Origin of the sequence: Mesorhizobium sp. B2-4-15 (assembly GCF_006658505.1) — a bacterium.
In the GTDB taxonomy this organism is placed as follows: Bacteria; Pseudomonadota; Alphaproteobacteria; order Rhizobiales; family Rhizobiaceae; genus Mesorhizobium.
Genome location: NZ_VFUZ01000022.1, coordinates 70425 through 84818 on the forward strand (window position 1 = coordinate 70425; position 14394 = coordinate 84818).

Below are 14394 nucleotides of genomic sequence, written 5' to 3' on the forward strand. Positions count from 1 at the left end.
ACGCCGGAAAAAGTCCAATCGGTTTTGCCGTTCCGTCCATAACCGATCCACGTCCAAGGCGCTAGGGTTGCAATATTAAGTGGAGGAGCATCATGCGGTCAGAAGATTTTCGTGCCGATAAAGCGAGCCCGTTCACCGGGGCCGAGTATCTGGAGAGCCTGCGCGACGGCCGCGAGGTCTATATCAACGGCGAACGCATCGCCGACGTCACCGCTCATCCGGCGATGCGCAATTCGGCGCGGTCGCTGGCCCGGCTCTACGATGCGCTGCATGACGCCAAGCGGCGCGAGACGCTGACCTCGGCCACAGACACCGGCTCGGGCGGCTACACCCACAAATATTTCCGCGTCGCCAAATCTTCCGGCGAACTCGCCGCCCAGCAGACGGCGATCGCCGAATGGTCGCGCATGTCCTATGGCTGGATGGGCCGCACCCCAGACTACAAGGCGGCGCTGATGAACACGCTCGGCGCCAACGCCGAGTGGTACGGGCCGTTCAAGGAGAACGCGTTGTCCTGGCACAAGCGTGCCCAGGAAGCCGTGCTGTTCATGAACCACGCCATCGTCAATCCTCCCATCGACCGCCACAAGCCGGCCGAACAGGTGAAGGACGTCTTCGTGCACATCACCAAGGAGACGGATGCCGGCATTTTCGTTTCCGGCGCCAAGGTGGTGGCGACGTCCTCGGCGCTGACGCATTACAATTTCCTGGCGCAGAGTTCGGCGACGGTCACCGAGGATCCGTCGCTGTCGGTGATGTTCATCGTGCCGATGAACGCGCCGGGAATAAAGATGTTCTGCCGCGTCTCCTACGAGCAGACGGCCAATTCCGTGGCCGCGCCCTTCGACTATCCGCTGTCGTCGCGCTTCGACGAGAACGACGCGATCCTGGTGCTCGACAATGTTTTCATCCCCTGGGAGGACGTGCTGGTGCTGCGCGACGCGCAGAAGATCCTGTCCTTCCATCCGGCATCCGGCTTCATGCATGGCTATTGCTTCCAGGGCTGCACGCGCTTCGCCGTCAAGCTCGATTTCCTTGCCGGCCTGCTGGCCAAGGCGTTGCGCGCCACTGGCGGCGATGCCTTCCGCGGCAACCAGGCGGCACTTGGCGAGGTGATCGCGCTCAGGCACATGTTCTGGAGCTTTTCCAACGCCATGGCCTATAACCCCATCCCGTGGGCGAACGGCGCCGTGCTGCCCAATCTGGAAGCAGCATTGGCCTACCGCACCTTCATGTCGGAAGCCTATCCGCGCGTCATCGACACGGTGCGCCGGGTGATCGCCTCCGGCCTGATCTACCTGCCGTCGTCGGTGCGTGACTTCAACAACCCCGAGATCGACAAATACCTCGCTCAATATGTGCGCGGCTCCAACGACATGGGCCATGTCGAGCGCATCAAGATCATGAAGCTGTTGTGGGACGCGACCGGCACCGAGTTCGGCGGCCGGCACGCTCTCTACGAGCTCAACTATGCCGGCGCGCCGGAAGAGGTACGGCTGCAAGTGTTGAAGGGCGCCGAGCGCGGCGGACGGCTGAAGGCGATGGAGGAGTTGGTCGATACCTGCATGGCCGATTATGACGAGAATGGCTGGACAGGCGACACCTGGCTCCCGCCGCTGGCTTCGACGGCTGGATGAACCGCGATGGCCGCGCAGATTTCGAAGACCGATTTCCGCGACGCGATGGCAAGGGTCTGCGCGCCGGTCAACATCGTCACCACCGACGGGCCGGCCGGACGTGGCGGCTTCACCGCCACCGCCATGTGCAGCGTCTCGGATGAGCCGCCGACGCTCCTGGTATGCATGAACGGACGCTCGACGCAGGCCGCCATGTTCCTTGCCAACCGGCGCTTCTGCGTCAACGTGCTGACGCATGACCACATGCATCTGGCGGGAAAGTTCGCCGGCGCGACCAAGGACATGGAGGCGCGCTATTCGGCGGCGCGCTGGCAGACGCTGACGTCGGGCACGCCGGCGCTGTCGGACGCCATCGTCAATTTCGACTGCGAGATCGAGGATGTGCATGTCGTCGGCACGCACAACGTCATGATCGGCCGCGTCATCGACGTGCGCCACGGCAGCGGCGGCTCGGCGCTGCTCTATGTCGACCGCAACTACACGCAGCCGACGCGGCTGGGGAGTTTTGGGGGGTGAACAACCGCTGGTGGGGCTGGGGCGATTCAGAACCCTCTGTCGAGTTTCTTCCCACCCCCCTCTGTCCTGCCGGACATCTCCCCCGCAAGGAGGGAGATTGGCAGTTCCGCTGCTGTGCCTCTTCTGCAACGTTGAAAATTGGCGAAAGCCTTCGCGACGTCCGATCTCTCCCCTTGCGGGGGAGATGGCCGGCAGGCCAGAGGGGGGTGCTGTCCCGCCAACATCTCGAAGAAGCCGGTGTTCAGCTCTCGCCGTCGATCAGGTTTTCCAGCAGGTCGAGCAGTTGTTCCAGCCGCTCGTGCCCGAACCGCTTTTCGATGTCGTCATAGATGACGCGGCGTTCGGGCGACAGGGCATCGATCAGGGCGGCGCCGGCCGGGGCGATGGTCAGGACGACGCGGCGGCCGTCGCCTTCCGCCTTGTTGCGGGTGATGAAGTTTCGAGCCTCGAGCGCTTTGATGATGCGGGTCAGGCTGGGCGGCAGCACCGAGGCCCGATCGGCGAGCTCCGTCGCCTCGACCGGGCCTGCCTCGCTCAGCACGCGCAGCACGCGCCATTGCTGTTCGGTCACGTCATGCGCGGCGAGCATGGGGCGAAACCGCGCCATCACCGCTTCGCGGGCATGAAGCAGTGCCATCGGCAGGGAACGACGCGTGTTTTCCGGCAGCAAGTGAAATTCTCTCCAGCGCTGGCTCGCGATCGGCGGCAAGCCTTGCCCAGCAGCGCTGGCCCGCAAGCCCGTCACCGTCATCCCGTATCGTCGTGCCACGCCCGACGCAAGACTTGACTTCGGCGGCACCTCATGTAATTAACGCGTTAAGTACAGCAATGCAACAACCCAGGGAACGGGACGCGGTGCCTCACTTCTCTATCGAGTATTCGGCCAATCTCGATGCCAAGGTCGACATGGACGAACTGTGCGCGCTGGTGTTGCGTACGGTGCTGGACACCGGGCTGTTCGAGACTGGCGCGGTGCGGGTTCGGGCCTTTCGAGCCACCGCCTACGCCATTGCCGACAACCTGCCGGAAAACGCCTTTCTCGACATGTCGTTTCGCATCGGCACCGGCCGCAGCGGCGAAGACAAGAAACGGACCGGCGAGGCCGTGTTCGCGGCGGTGAGCCAACACCTGGCCTCACTGTTCGAGGTCCCGCATTTCGCTTTGTCGCTGGAGATCAGGGAAATCGATCCGGTGCTGAGCTGGAAGAAGAACGCAATCCACCCGCGGCTGCGCGGCAAGTGACGGAAACCGACATGTCAGACCTCGAAGGCAATCTGAAAAAGGCCGAAGCCTATCTCGCCCGTTTCAAGAGCGACGGCGTGCTGAACCAGATCGGCGGCGAAGCGGTGCCGACCGCCGACGGCTCGACCTTCGAGACACTGTCGCCTGTCGATCTCAAGCCGCTGGCCAAGGTCGCGCGCGGCGGCGCCGCGGACATCGACCGTGCCGCGAAGGCGGCCAAGGCGGCGTTCCCGGCCTGGGCCGCCATATCAGGCGAAGCGCGCAAGAGGCTGCTGCACAGGATAGCCGACGCGATCGAGGCGCGCGCCGAGGAGATCGCCTTCGTCGAGTGCATGGACACCGGCCAGGCGCTGAAATTCATGGCCAAGGCCGCCCTGCGCGGTGCGGAGAACTTCCGCTTCTTCGCCGACCGCGCGCCCGAAGCGCGCGACGGCGAAACCTTGCGCACACCCGGCCAGATCAACCTGACGACGCGGGTGCCGATCGGGCCGGTCGGTATCATCACGCCGTGGAATACGCCGTTCATGCTGTCGACCTGGAAGATCGCTCCAGCGCTGGCGGCCGGCTGCACGGTGGTTCATAAGCCGGCTGAATTCTCGCCACTGACGGCGCGGCTGCTGGTCGAGATCGCCGAAAAGGCCGGCCTGCCGAAAGGTGTGTGGAACTTGGTCAACGGCCTTGGCGAGCACGCCGGCAAGGCACTGACCGAGCATCCCGACATCAAGGCGATCGGCTTCGTCGGCGAAAGCCGCACCGGCTCGATGATCATGCGCCAGGGCGCCGACACGCTGAAGCGTGTCCACTTCGAGCTCGGCGGCAAGAACCCGGTGATCGTCTTCGCGGATGCCGATCTCGAGCGCGCCGCGGATGCGGCGGTGTTCATGATCTACTCGCTCAACGGCGAACGCTGCACCTCGTCGTCGCGGCTTCTGGTGGAAGCCTCGATCTACGACCAGTTCACCGATCTGGTGGCGGAGAAGGCAAAGCGCATCAGGATCGGCCATCCGCTCGACCCCAAAACCGTGGTCGGGCCGCTGATCCATCCGGTGCATGAGGAAAAGGTGCTGTCCTATATCGAGATCGGCAAATCCGAAGGCGCGGTGGTCGCCGCCGGCGGCGGCAAGTTCGCCGGGCCGGGTGGCGGCTGCTATGTCAGCCCGACGCTGTTCATCGGCGCCACCAACAGGATGCGCATTGCCCAGGAAGAGATCTTCGGGCCGGTTTTGACTGCCATTGCCTTCAAGGACGAGGCCGAAGCGCTGGCGCTGGCCAACGACACGCAATATGGGCTGACCGGCTATCTCTGGACCTCCGACGTGACCCGCGCCTTCCGTTTCACCGATGCGCTGGAGGCCGGCATGATCTGGGTCAATTCGGAGAATGTGCGCCATTTGCCGACGCCGTTCGGCGGCGTCAAGAACTCCGGCATCGGCCGCGACGGCGGCGACCATTCCTTCGATTTCTACATGGAGACCAAGAACATCGCCTTCGCCACGTCAGCGCACGCGATCCAGAAACTCGGCGGCTGACCGGAGGACATCAGATGCCCTTGCCCAAACCCAACCTCTATCCCGCCTTCAACATCGTGCGCCTCAGCCATGTCGAGCTGGCGGTGACCGACCTTGCCAGATCCCGCGCCTTCTATGTCGACACGCTTGGCCTGCAGGTCACCGACGAGACATCGGGCGCCATCTACCTGCGCGCCATGGAGGAGCGCGGCCATCACTGCATCGTGCTGAAGAAGACGACCACGCCGGAAGCGCGCGACCTCGGCTTCAAGGTGTTTTCCGAAGAGGACCTCGACAGGGCCGAGCACTTCTTCAAGGGCAGAGGCCTGCCGGTGGAATGGGTCGAGCGGCCCTACCAGTCGCGCACCTTCCGCACGCGCGACCCGCACGGCATCCCGCTGGAATTCTATGCCCAGATGGAGCGGCTGCCGCCGATCCACCAGAAATACGCGCTCTACAAGGGCGTGAAGCCGCTGCGCATCGACCATTTCAACTGCTTCTCGCCCAATGTCGACGAGTCCGTCGCCTTCTACAACGAGCTGGGCTTTCGCGTCACCGAATACACCGAGGACGCCGGCAGCGGGAAGCTGTGGGCGGCCTGGACGCACCGCAAGGGCGGCGTGCACGACATCGCCTTCACCAACGGCGTCGGGCCGCGCCTGCACCACGTCGCCTTCTGGGTGCCGACGCCGCTCAACATCATCGACCTGCTCGACCTGATGGCGACGACTGGCTATCTGCCGAACATCGAACGCGGCCCCGGCCGGCACGGCATTTCCAACGCCTTCTTCCTTTACGTGCGCGATCCGGACAACCACCGCATCGAGATCTACTGTTCGGATTACCAGACGGTCGATCCCGACCTCGAGCCGATCAAATGGGATTTGAAGGACCCGCAGCGGCAGACGCTGTGGGGCGCGCCGGCGCCGAAAAGCTGGTTCGAGGAAGGCAGCAGCTTTGCCGGCGCAGCGGTGCGCCAGCCGGACCTGACGGCTTCGCCGATCATCGCGCCGTGACCATGGGTATGGATCTAACGAGGAGACCTCGATGACTGCGCATGGGCGCCTCGCCACCTTCACCGCCGGCGGCAGGACGCGCTACGGCGCGGTCACCGGCAAGGGCGTTGTCGACCTGTCGTCCCGGTACGGCCAATGGCCGACATTGCGCGAGGTGATCGAGGCCGGCGCCTTGCGGCGGCTGGCGGAAGAGGCCGAGGCCTTTGCCGTCGATTTCCCGCTCGACGCCATCGCTTACGAAATCCCGGTGCCGTCGCCGGAAAAGATCATCTGCGTCGGCGTCAACTATCCGGACCGCAACGAGGAATACAAGGACGGCCAGGCGGCACCCGCCAATCCGTCGCTGTTCATCCGCTTTGCCAGGTCCTTCGTCGGCCATGGCGCGCCGCTGGTGCGGCCGCCGGACTCGCCGCAGCTCGATTATGAGGGCGAGGTCGTCATCGTCATCGGCAAAGGCGGGCGGCGCATCACGCAAGCCGACGCGCTCGATCACATCGCGGCGCTGTCGCTGTGCAACGAGGGCACCATCCGCGACTGGGTGCGGCACGCCAAGTTCAACGTCACGCAAGGCAAGAATTTCGACCGCATCGGTTCGATCGGCCCGTGGCTGGTGCCGTTCACGGACGAGGCGCAGATCGCCGACATCGCGCTGACCACCCGCGTCAATGGCGAGGTGCGCCAGCAGGACCGTACGAGCCGGATGATCTTTCCGTTCCGCAAGATCATCAACTACATCTCGACCTTCACCACGCTGGTGCCTGGCGATATCATCGTCACCGGAACACCGACCGGCGCCGGCGCCCGCTTCGAGCCGCCGGTCTGGCTGAAGCCGGGCGATGTGGTCGAGGTGGAAGCCGACGGCATCGGCGTGCTCCGGAACGGCGTCGTCGACGAGGCGGCAGCATGACTCCAAGCCAAGTCGAAGACGCCGCCAACCGGCTGTTCGAAGCCGAGCGCTCGCGCCGCCAGATCCGCCTGCTCAGCCTCGATTTTCCCGAGGCGACGATGGAGGATGCCTACCGCGTCCAGGCCGCGCTGGTGGCGCGCAAGATCGATGCCGGTCTGAAGCCGAAGGGCTGGAAGATCGGCCTGACCTCCAAGGCGATGCAATATGCGCTTGCCATCGACACGCCGGATTCGGGCGTGCTGTTCGACGACATGTTCTTCAACGACGGCGCGACGGTTCCCGCCGGCCGCTTCATCCAGCCGCGCGTCGAGGCCGAGATCGCCTTCGTCATGAAGGCGCCGCTGAAGGGTCCGGGTGTGACCCTCTTCGACGTGCTCAACGCCACCGACTACATCACGCCGGCACTGGAAATCCTCGACACGCGCATCGAGCGTGTCAATGCCGAGACCAAAAAGGCGCGCACCTTCTTCGACACGATCGCCGACAACGCCGCCAATGCCGGCATCGTCATCGGCGGCCGGCCGCAACGGCCTGATGAGGCCGACATGCGCTGGATCGGCGCCATCGTTTCGCGCAATGCCGAGGTCGAGGAGACCGGCCTCGGCGCCGGCGTGCTCAATCATCCGGCGATGGGCATAGCCTGGCTGGCGGACCGGCTCGCGCGCTACGGCATGTCTATCGCGGCGGGCGAGGTCGTGCTGTCGGGTTCCTTCGTGCGGCCGGTCGAGGCGCGGCCAGGCGACACGATCGTCGCCGATTTCGGCGGTTCGGGCACGGTCAGCATCCACTTCGCCTGAAGCGCCAAGCCTGCCTAGAGCGATTCAGCGTTTGATGGAATCGTTGACTCGCTCTAACTCTTTGTTTTTACGCAATCCCGGACGGAAAACCGCTACGCACTTTTCCTGGAATTGCTGTAGGCCTTGCCGCACCCGCCGCGCTACGCGCAGCGGAGATAGGCAATCACCACATCGGCGGCGATGTTTGACATGCGCAGCCCGACATCCCTGGTGATGTCGCCCTCGACGCGGCTCTGTACCCAGCCGAGGAAAGCGAAGGCGCGCAACGCGGAGAACAACGGCAGCGCGCCGACGTCCTCACGAGTCAAGTCCCGCTCCTGCCGGTAGCCGCCGAGGAGAGCGGCCTCGATCAGGGGATAAATCGGCTCGTCCCGGTTCTGGTAGAGGGCGACTGCAAGGTCGTACATGTGCCAGCCATGGCCGCAATCGTCGAAGTCGATGATGCGGACGGCATCCTCATGGATGAGCACGTTCTCGCGCACGAGATCGGCGTGGATGAGCCCGAAATTACGGGCGCTGCGTTCATGATTCGAGAGCGCTTTCACCGCCTTTTCCCGCGCTTGCAGAACCAGTTCGCGGCGGGAGAGATCGAGAAAAGGCGAGGTCTCGAAACGTCCCCATGTCGGGTTCGCGCCGAAGAAACCATCGAAATCCCAGGCATGGCGGGCAAAGCCGGTGGGTGGTGCCCAGGCGGCGGTGATAGTGTGCATGTGAGCCATGTTTCGCCCGATCGCGGTAAAAATTCGCTTTGCCTGTTCGGGTGAGTAGTCCAGCGGCACGCCACGCGCGCCAACGGGGCGGCCTTCCAGCCAGCTCAGGCAATCGGCTTGACGGGGCTGCGTCGAAGCCGCCGTGTCGACCAGCACGAATGGTTCACCGCTCAGCGTCGCGACCGGTGATGGCGTGGCGACACCGGCGGATTGCAGGAAGGCCATCCATTGCAGTTCCGAGCGCAGCGCGGCATCCGTGTGATAGCCAAGCCGGTGGATGCGCATGGCCGCCGGGCGGCCATCCGGCAAACAGACCCGGAACACCGCATTCTCGCGGTACTTCAGCAGCTCCGGTTCACAATCGCGGACGCCCCAATGCTCGAGTGCCTGCCGGGCAAGCGCCGTGACTTCGGCCGCCGTTTCAGGCTCGGATCGCGTGGAAACCGCGTTCACGCCGCCACCCCGCCGACTTCGCCCATCACCTCGTCGAGCGTGTCGATCAGAAGATCTGCATTCTCCCGGGAGAAAGGCATTGGCGGGCGGATCTTGAGCACATTGCCGTGAATGCCGGTCTTGCCCATCAGCACGCCACGGTCGCGCATTGCGTTGATGACGCGCCCGGCGATGTCGGGCGCGGGCTCGCGCGTCTCGCGGTCGTGGACCAGCTCGGCGCCGAAGAACAGCCCGGCGCCCCTGACCTCGCCAATGGATTCGTGACGGTCGGCCAGCGGCCGCAACAGATCGAGCGCGTAGGCGCCGACATCGCGCGCATTGACGACAAGGTTCTCCTGTTCCAGGACATCGAGGACCGCGTTGGCAACCGCACAGGAAACGGGGTTGCCGCCAAAGGTGTTGAAGTAGCGGAAGGCGTCGCGGAAGGTCGCCAGGATTTCCGTGGTGGTAACGACGGCGGCGACCGGATGACCATTGCCCATCGGCTTGCCCATGGTGACGATGTCGGGCACGAAACTGGCACGCTGATGGCCCCAGAAATGGCTGCCGGTGCGGCCGAAGCCGGGTTGCACCTCATCGGCTATCACCAGACCGCCGGCTTCGCGCACCGCCGATATAGCGTCGTCGAAGAATCCGCTGGGCAATGCAGGGAAGCCTTCATTGGCGAGTAGCGGGCACAGGATCATGCCGGAAAGGCCGATACCGTCCTTCGCCAGCGAAGCGATCGCCTCGCGCACGGCGTCGCCGAAAGCCTTGCCGTTGGCCATGGCGTCGGGATGGCGAAAGCTGTCGGGTGCCGGCACCAGCCTGACATGACGGGCACGGCCGCCGACCGGCGGCATCCGCGTCGAGAGCTGCGAAACCGCCGTGGTGTTGCCGTGATAGGTGGCGTCGGTGGCGATGATGCCCATCTGGCCCGAAGTCGCCTGCGCCATGCGCAACGCGATGTCGTTGGCCTCGCTGCCGGTGCAGGTCAGGATGGCGGTGGACAGGCTGGCGTCGAAGGTCGCGGTCAGCCGCTCGACATAGTCGAGAATGGCGGTGTGCAGGTAACGGGTGTGGGTGTTGAGCAGCCTTGCCTGCCGGCACAGGGCCTCGACCACATGCGGGTGGCAGTGGCCTACATGGGCGACATTGTTGTAGGCGTCGAGATATTTGCGGCCATCCGCGTCCTGGAGCCAGACGCCTTCACCGCGCACCAGATGCACGGGTTCGTCATAGAACAATTGCGATTTCGCACCGAGCAGTCGCGAGCGCCTGCTCACCAGCGTTCCTTGAGCCGGCTTTTGGTGTGCCGGATTTTCCCGCGAAAGAGCCATTTCCTGCCGATCCTCCGTTGCGTGCTCAGACCTTCGACAGGCCGGCGTCGATCGCCTCGCCCATCTTGGCCACATCGGTGGCGCTGATGATCAATGGCGGCGACAGGATGATGTTGTTGCCCGAAACGCGCAGCATGACGCCGGCCTCGTAGGCTGCCTCGGAAACCACGCCCATCGTCTTCTTGTCGGCGGGCTTTTTCGTCGCGCGGTCGGACACCAGTTCCAGCGCCGCCATCAGCCCCTTGTACCTGACGTCGCCAACGATGGCATGCTTGGCCTTCAGTCCTTCCAGCACCGCCGCGAGTTCGAGACCACGCGCGGCCGCGTTCTCGTTCAGGCGCAGCCGTTTGGTCTCGGCAAGCGCCGCCAGCCCCGCGGCACAGCCGACCGGGTGGCCGGAATAGGTATAACCATGGCCGATGGCGCCGAAACTGGTCTTGTCGGTCTCGAAGACGTCGGCGACCTTGGCACCGATCAATGTAGCGCCAAGCGGGAAATAGCCCGAGGTGATCGCTTTGGCGATGGTCATGAAATCCGGCTTCACGCCAGATAGCCGAGAACCGGACCATGCGCCGGTGCGGCCGAAGCCGGTGACGACCTCGTCGGCGATCAGCAGGATCTCGTGGCGGTCGCAGATCTCGCGTACCAGCGGCATGAAGCTTTCATGCGGAACGATGACACCGCCTGCACCCAGCACCGGCTCCATGATGAAAGCGGCGATGGTGTCGCCGCCCTGGAAGGCGATCTCGTCCTCCAGCGCCTTGGCGCATAGCTTCGCCAGCCGCGCCGGGTCGGTTTCGTCGAACGGGTTGCGGAAGGTCCAGGGGGCGGGGATGTGGAAGACACCGGGCAGCAGCGGCTCGTAGTTGCGGCGGAAATTGGCGTTGCCATTGACCGACGCGCCGCCGAAATGGGTGCCGTGATAACCCTTCTTCAAGGCGAGGAACTTGGTGCGGTCGCCCTGGCCACGGATTTTCCAGTATTGCCGGGCGAGCCGCAGCGCCGTCTCCACGGAATCCGAGCCGCCCGAGGTGAAGAAGGTTCGCACCATGCCCTCCGGCGCGAACCAATCAGCGAGTTCATGGGCGAGCTCGATCGACGGCCCGGTCGAGGTGCCGCGAAAGCCGGAATAATAGGGCAGCGCGCCGAGCTGGTCGGCGATCGCCTTCTTGATCGGATCGCAGCTGTAGCCGAGATTGACGTTCCACAGGCCGCCGACGGCGTCGAGCACGGTGTTACCGGCGATATCGGTGACCATCACGCCCTCGCCCTTCATGATCACCTTCGGCGGGTTGGCCCGCATCTCGGCCGGATGCGCCATCGGATGCCAGATCGGCTTGGCGTTCGTCTCGGTGAGGAAATTGATGTCGCGCATGAAAGGCTCCGCAGTAATCAGGCAGTTGGGACAAGGTCGAAATGGGCGAGGGCTTCGGCGTAGGATTGTGCCGGTCGGGCAACGTCGAAATGAACCGTGCGCATGCCGGCTTTGCTGCCGCCATCGACATTGCGCTGCTGGTCGTCAACGAAGACGCAGGCGGCGGCAGGCAGGCCAAGCGCGTCGGTGACGAAGGCATAGGCACGACGGTCGGGCTTGAGGATGCCAGTGTGGGTGGCGTCGACGATGACGTCGAACAGGCCGAGCAGCGGCAACCGATGGCGAAAGTCGGCACCGTAGAACAGGTCGAGCTCGTTGGACAGGATCGCCAAGCGAAATCCCGCCGCATGGACGGCGCGAATGGCGCGGTCGGCTTCGGGGCGCACCACCTTTTCCGGCTCGGCACCACGGGCGCGCCGGACGAAGGTCTCCATGGCCTGCCAATCCTCACCGAGGAGCCGGCCGACCTCGCTGGTGCGGGTGCGCCAATAGTCGCGCTCGCTGATCTCGTCGGCCTGCATCGAGCGCCAGAGCGGATCGCTCTCCGGATCGAACGGCCCGCGCCATTGCAGCGTGCCGGGCTTCAGGCCAAGCGCCTGTTCGGTCAAGGCATGGGTCTCGAAGAGCGTCCGGGTGACGACGCCACCGAAATCGAGGACAAGCGCCTGGGCCGACGGAGCGCTCACGCGGCCACTCCCTTGGCCGGCATGCCGCGCGGGACGATGCCTTCCTCGACCCAGCGGTCGAAGATCTCGAGCGCCTTGCCGACAAAGTCGTCGCTGTTGATATGAGCGTCGATCTCGTGGAACTCGACGCTTGCGGGGACTGCCTTGCGCATTTCATCGACGAAGGCGGCAAGGGCTTCCGGTTCATAGAGCGGCTCGCCCTGCACGTCCCATTCCTGGATGCCCCGGGACGGCAGGATGAGGGCGGAGCGGCCTTTTGCCATGGCGAGCTTTCCGGCAATGGTTCTGGCGACCTGGCGGCGGTCATCCGCGTCGACGGTGACCGAGGCGATCAGCCGGTTGTGGGCATGAAACGGTCTCTCGGAGAACTTAGCCGGCAAATCCTGCCAGGTCGGCAGGTCTACCATGTCCACCGCGCCCGGCGCCGCGATCTGCGGGATGCCGCGAGCGCCGGCATTCTCCAGCCGGTCCACTCCCGAGCTGACGACGGAGCCGGCCAGATGATTGGTGATTTCCTGCAGGCTGAAGTCGAAGACGGCGCAGAAGTGGTCCTGGCCGGCGATCGATTCGAAGGCGCGGCCGCCCATTCCGGTGGTGTGAAAGACGGCGACGTCATAGCCGCGCCGCTCCAACGCCGGCTTCAGCGTCTTCATGTAGCGCAAGCAGCTGGAGCCGAGCGAGGTCATGCCGACTGTCGGGCCGTGCGCCGGAGCCGACGCACGCGACGCAAGCACGATTTTCGCCGCGCCGACCACGGCGCCGCAGGCCTGCGACAGGACCAACTTGCAGATAGTGTTGAGGCCGTATAGCCCACCGGCCCAGAGGATCATCATCAGGTCCGGCGCGACCCGCTCCGGTGGGATGAGGTGCGAATAGGCGATGGTGGAGACGACGAATTTCGGCACGCCAAGCGGCAGGCTGAGCGCGATGTCGAGCGCCAGATCGGTGCCCATGGAGCCGCCTATGGCGATGAAGGCGTCGATCTCTCCGGCCTGGTGAAGCCTGCGCACCAATTGCACGGCGCCGCCGGCCATCAGCGTCATGGCGGTGTTCTCGTCGCCGCTCGCGACGATCTCGGCTATTGTCACATCGACGGCCCGCGCCACGGCATGCTTATCGTGGTCAGGGCTATAGGGCGGATCGCCCAGCACGCTGACATCCATCATCACGGCGCTGCCGCCCGATGCCTCTATGCATGCCTTCATGAACAGCAGTTCGTCGGCCTTGGTGTCGCCCGTGCCGATGACCAGGATGCGAGGCACTGTCGCGATCTGCTTGGACATCAGGCCTGCCTCCTCAGCGTTTGCAGATTGTCGCCATTGAGGCGCATCGAAATCTCCCGTGCCGCGGCCATCACCGCAAGTCCTCGTTGCGCGATGTCGGCCGTCGTCGTTCTTGCCTTCGGCGCCGCCACCGCAATGGTGCCGATCGCGAAGCCGTCCGCCGCCAGGATCGCCGCCGCGACGGAGATGACGCCTTCTTCCAGGCCCTGGTCGCAGATCGAATAGCCGCGATCGCGCGCCTCACCGATGGAGCGGGAGATGGCGGCCGGCTCGACCAGCGTGTGCGCCGTGAAGGCATCGAGCGGGCCCGCCAGGCATGCCTTGACGGTCTCACCCCTGGCAAAGGCCAGATAGGCGATGCCCGACGCGGTCGAATGCAGCGGCAGAAGCTGGCCGATATCGATGTTAACCCGATTTGCCCAGGCCGGATGCTCGACATGGACGGTGACCAGCCTGTCGGTGCCGAATTCCGACAGATGCACGGTCTCGGCCGTCGCGCCGGCCAGATCCCGCACCAGCGGCACCGCGGTCTGCAGGAAAGGAAAGCGGGCCTCGCGGATGCGTGCCAGCCGCGACAGGCCGGCGCCGAGCCTGTAGTGCCGTGTGGCGGCGTCCTGCTCGACGAAGCCATTGTCGGTCAGAGCCAACAGCAGCCGACGTGTCGTCGCCTTGTCGAAGCCCGCCCGGCGCGCCAGCTCGGTCAGCCCGAGCTCGGGCTCGGCCACGGTGAACAGCTCCAGAAGTGAAATCGCCTTGCCGACCGTACCCAACGCATCCTCCGGCCAATGTGCATCCCCAAGGGCGCAATCATTTAACGTGTGAATTAACTTGACAGGAAGCGGCTTTGTTTGCAAGTCTATATTCAAAATAACGGTTCAAATAATGAACCATCATCCAGAGCGCGTGGACAGGCCAGTCGGCCGGCGAACTCCAAGGTTCGCAATC

The 14394-nt window shown here is 64.6% G+C and carries 14 protein-coding genes; 7 read left to right on the plus strand and 7 right to left on the minus strand.

Translation table 11 applies throughout. The annotated features are described in order from the left end of the window. The first annotated feature begins 92 nt into the window (after positions 1-92). Together FJ930_RS23065 and FJ930_RS23070 are read left to right on the plus strand one after the other, a co-directional pair. Positions 93-1637: a 4-hydroxyphenylacetate 3-hydroxylase N-terminal domain-containing protein gene (locus FJ930_RS23065; RefSeq protein ID WP_141840235.1), complete on the plus strand. Its 1545-nt coding sequence runs from the start codon at positions 93-95 to the stop codon at positions 1635-1637. A 6-nt stretch (positions 1638-1643) separates the two neighbouring features. Next, positions 1644-2153, plus strand: coding sequence for a flavin reductase (locus FJ930_RS23070; protein WP_140743844.1), 510 nt, complete (start codon positions 1644-1646; stop codon positions 2151-2153). A 241-nt stretch (positions 2154-2394) separates the two neighbouring features. Here the strand turns inward: FJ930_RS23070 and hpaR are convergent, their stop codons facing one another. Then, entirely contained in the window at positions 2395-2790 is a 396-nt protein-coding gene (gene hpaR, locus FJ930_RS23080) for a homoprotocatechuate degradation operon regulator HpaR (protein ID WP_246677000.1), read from the minus strand. A 218-nt stretch (positions 2791-3008) separates the two neighbouring features. Here hpaR and FJ930_RS23085 point away from each other — a divergent pair, with 218 nt between their 5' ends. Genes FJ930_RS23085 through hpaH form a run of 5 tightly spaced genes read left to right on the plus strand, consistent with a single transcriptional unit; the run spans position 3009 to position 7623 of the window. Next, positions 3009-3395 carry a 5-carboxymethyl-2-hydroxymuconate Delta-isomerase gene (locus FJ930_RS23085; protein WP_141840237.1) on the plus strand — a complete coding sequence of 129 codons (387 nt, stop codon included), beginning with the start codon at positions 3009-3011 and terminating at the stop codon, positions 3393-3395. Between the two features lie 11 nt (positions 3396-3406). Continuing rightward, complete coding sequence (gene hpaE / locus FJ930_RS23090; protein ID WP_141840238.1) at positions 3407-4924, plus strand: 5-carboxymethyl-2-hydroxymuconate semialdehyde dehydrogenase; 1518 nt, start codon at positions 3407-3409, stop codon at positions 4922-4924. 14 nt (positions 4925-4938) lie between these two features. Continuing rightward, a complete protein-coding gene (gene hpaD / locus FJ930_RS23095) occupies positions 4939-5919 on the plus strand; it encodes a 3,4-dihydroxyphenylacetate 2,3-dioxygenase (protein ID WP_141840239.1) in 981 nt (326 codons plus the stop codon). 31 nt (positions 5920-5950) lie between these two features. Further along, positions 5951-6826: a fumarylacetoacetate hydrolase family protein gene (locus FJ930_RS23100; protein ID WP_141840240.1), complete on the plus strand. Its 876-nt coding sequence runs from the start codon at positions 5951-5953 to the stop codon at positions 6824-6826. Further along, positions 6823-7623, plus strand: coding sequence for a 2-oxo-hept-4-ene-1,7-dioate hydratase (gene hpaH, locus FJ930_RS23105; protein ID WP_141840241.1), 801 nt, complete (start codon positions 6823-6825; stop codon positions 7621-7623). Before FJ930_RS23100 ends, hpaH begins: the two co-directional genes overlap by 4 nt. Before the next feature lie 140 nt (positions 7624-7763). Here hpaH and FJ930_RS23110 read toward each other — a convergent pair whose 3' ends face one another. The 6 genes from FJ930_RS23110 to FJ930_RS23135 are packed head-to-tail and all read right to left on the minus strand — an operon-like array spanning position 7764 to position 14219. After that, the gene (locus FJ930_RS23110; RefSeq protein ID WP_141840242.1) at positions 7764-8786 is read right to left on the minus strand and encodes a phosphotransferase; all 1023 of its coding nucleotides are present in this window, start codon (positions 8784-8786) and stop codon (positions 7764-7766) included. Further along, positions 8783-10105: an aminotransferase class III-fold pyridoxal phosphate-dependent enzyme gene (locus FJ930_RS23115; RefSeq protein ID WP_141840243.1), complete on the minus strand. Its 1323-nt coding sequence runs from the start codon at positions 10103-10105 to the stop codon at positions 8783-8785. Before FJ930_RS23115 ends, FJ930_RS23110 begins: the two co-directional genes overlap by 4 nt. A 25-nt stretch (positions 10106-10130) precedes the next feature. Continuing rightward, complete coding sequence (locus FJ930_RS23120) at positions 10131-11480, minus strand: aminotransferase class III-fold pyridoxal phosphate-dependent enzyme (protein WP_141840244.1); 1350 nt, start codon at positions 11478-11480, stop codon at positions 10131-10133. Between the two features lie 17 nt (positions 11481-11497). Beyond that, the gene (locus tag FJ930_RS23125) at positions 11498-12166 is read right to left on the minus strand and encodes an HAD-IA family hydrolase (protein ID WP_141840245.1); all 669 of its coding nucleotides are present in this window, start codon (positions 12164-12166) and stop codon (positions 11498-11500) included. Continuing rightward, a complete protein-coding gene (locus tag FJ930_RS23130; RefSeq protein WP_141840246.1) occupies positions 12163-13449 on the minus strand; it encodes a Tm-1-like ATP-binding domain-containing protein in 1287 nt (428 codons plus the stop codon). Before FJ930_RS23130 ends, FJ930_RS23125 begins: the two co-directional genes overlap by 4 nt. Then, entirely contained in the window at positions 13449-14219 is a 771-nt protein-coding gene (locus FJ930_RS23135; protein ID WP_141840247.1) for an IclR family transcriptional regulator, read from the minus strand. Before FJ930_RS23135 ends, FJ930_RS23130 begins: the two co-directional genes overlap by 1 nt. Between the last annotated feature and the right edge of the window lie 175 nt (positions 14220-14394).